A 1,583-nucleotide genomic window follows, 5' to 3' on the forward strand; every position below is an offset into this window, starting at 1 on the left:
GTGAACTCCGCGCAGGGCAAGTTCTCCGGTGATGGTGACGTCGCCGGTTTCCAGAGTGCCCTCGTCGCCGCCGCGAAGCAGTTCGCGGTCAAGTGACCTGACCTCACAGCGGGGCGGGTCTCCACGAACGGAGGCCCGCCCCTTTCCGCGCCCGAGCGGAACACCTCGCACGACGGCCGACCGCACCGGCGGCCCCCCACGGAGGACCATCCCCGATGACGACAACCCCCGAGTCCGTCCACGCCCCACCGCGGCGCAGCCGCTTCAGCCGCACCTCACTCCGCCGATGGGGCCCGGGACTCGCCCTGCTCTCCCCATCGCTGATCCTGCTCGGGATCTTCGTCTACGGCCTCATCGCCTGGACCCTCAGGCTCTCCCTCAGCGACGAGCACGACGCCCTCGGCAGCAAGGGCTTCGTCGGCCTCGACAACTTCACCGCCCTGTTCACCGACGACATCAACGACCGGTTCGTCCACTCCCTGCGCAACCTGCTCGTCTTCACCGTCATGTTCATGGGCGGCGCGCTCCTCATGGGGCTGCTCTGGGCGTTCCTGCTCGAGCGAGGGGTACGCGGCGAGGGCTTCCTCCGCGCCGTCTACCTCTTCCCCATGGCGGTGTCGTTCGTCGCGTCCGGCGTGGTCTGGCGCTGGCTGATGAACTCCGGCACCGGAGATTCGGCGGGCGGCCTCAACCAGGCGTTCGAGAGCCTCCATCTGGGTTTCCTGGAGAATCCGTGGTGGACCCATCCCGACTGGGGGATGGCCGCGATGGCCCTGCCCGCGATCTGGCAGCTGTCGGGCTATGTCATGGCCCTGTTCCTGTCGGGATTCCGGGGCATCCCGGTCGAGTTGCGGGAGGCCGCCGCCGTGGACGGCGCGAGTACCTACCGGTTGTACCGGCATGTGCTGTTCCCGCAGCTGACCCCGACCGCCCTGTCGGCGTTGATCATTCTGGGGCACATGTCGATGAAGATGTTCGACCTGATCATGTCGGTGTCCGGAGCGCAGTGGAACACCGAGGTCCCCGCCGTCTACGTCTGGCAGACCCTGCTGACCAGCGACTACGCCAAAGCCGCAGCGATCTCGGTGATCCTGCTGCTCCTCGTCGCCCTCGTCATCGTCCCCTACCTGATCTACAACAACCGGGTGGAGCGCCGCCGATGACCACCAGCACCGTGACCCGCACCCCCGCCGACCGCACACGTGAACCGGCCGGAAACAAGGGCGGCCTCAACCGCAGGTCCCCGGCCGGCCGGGCCGTCACCTACGGGCTCCTGCTGTTCTTCCTCATCATCGTCCTGATGCCCGCCTACGTCCTCATCGTGACGAGCTTGAAGTCAGGCCGCGAGATCGGCGTCAACGGACAGTGGAGCCTCCCCGAACAATGGACCCTCACCTCCTGGGAGAAGGCCTGGACCTCCCTGCGGCCCTCGTTCTTCCGCACCTTTGAACTCGCCGTCCCCGTCGCCCTCATCTCCTCCCTCCTGGGCGCCGCCAACGGATTCGTGCTGTCCCGCTGGCGCTTCCCCGGCGCCGACATCGTGTTCACCCTGATCCTGTTCGGCATGTTCATCCCCTACCAAG

The 1,583-nt window shown here is 67.2% G+C and carries 2 protein-coding genes; both read left to right on the forward strand.

Annotated features, from left to right (window positions below; genetic code table 11):
• Positions 1–215: 215 nt before the first annotated feature.
• Entirely contained in the window at positions 216–1,163 is a 948-nt protein-coding gene (locus ABD785_RS41105; RefSeq protein ID WP_344840332.1) for a carbohydrate ABC transporter permease, read from the forward strand.
• A partial coding sequence (locus tag ABD785_RS41110) for an ABC transporter permease family protein (RefSeq protein ID WP_486303557.1) occupies positions 1,160–1,583 on the forward strand: 424 nt, incomplete at its 3' end. The genes ABD785_RS41105 and ABD785_RS41110, both read left to right, overlap by 4 nt.

The sequence above is a fragment of the Actinocorallia longicatena genome (genome assembly GCF_039534125.1).
In the GTDB taxonomy this organism is placed as follows: domain Bacteria; phylum Actinomycetota; class Actinomycetes; order Streptosporangiales; family Streptosporangiaceae; genus Actinocorallia; species Actinocorallia longicatena.

Excerpts from the sequence above, each read along its gene's own strand:
- ABD785_RS41105 (WP_344840332.1), top strand. The coding sequence starts at position 216 with ATGACGACAACCCCCGAGTCCGTCCACGCCCCACCGCGGCGCAGCCGC.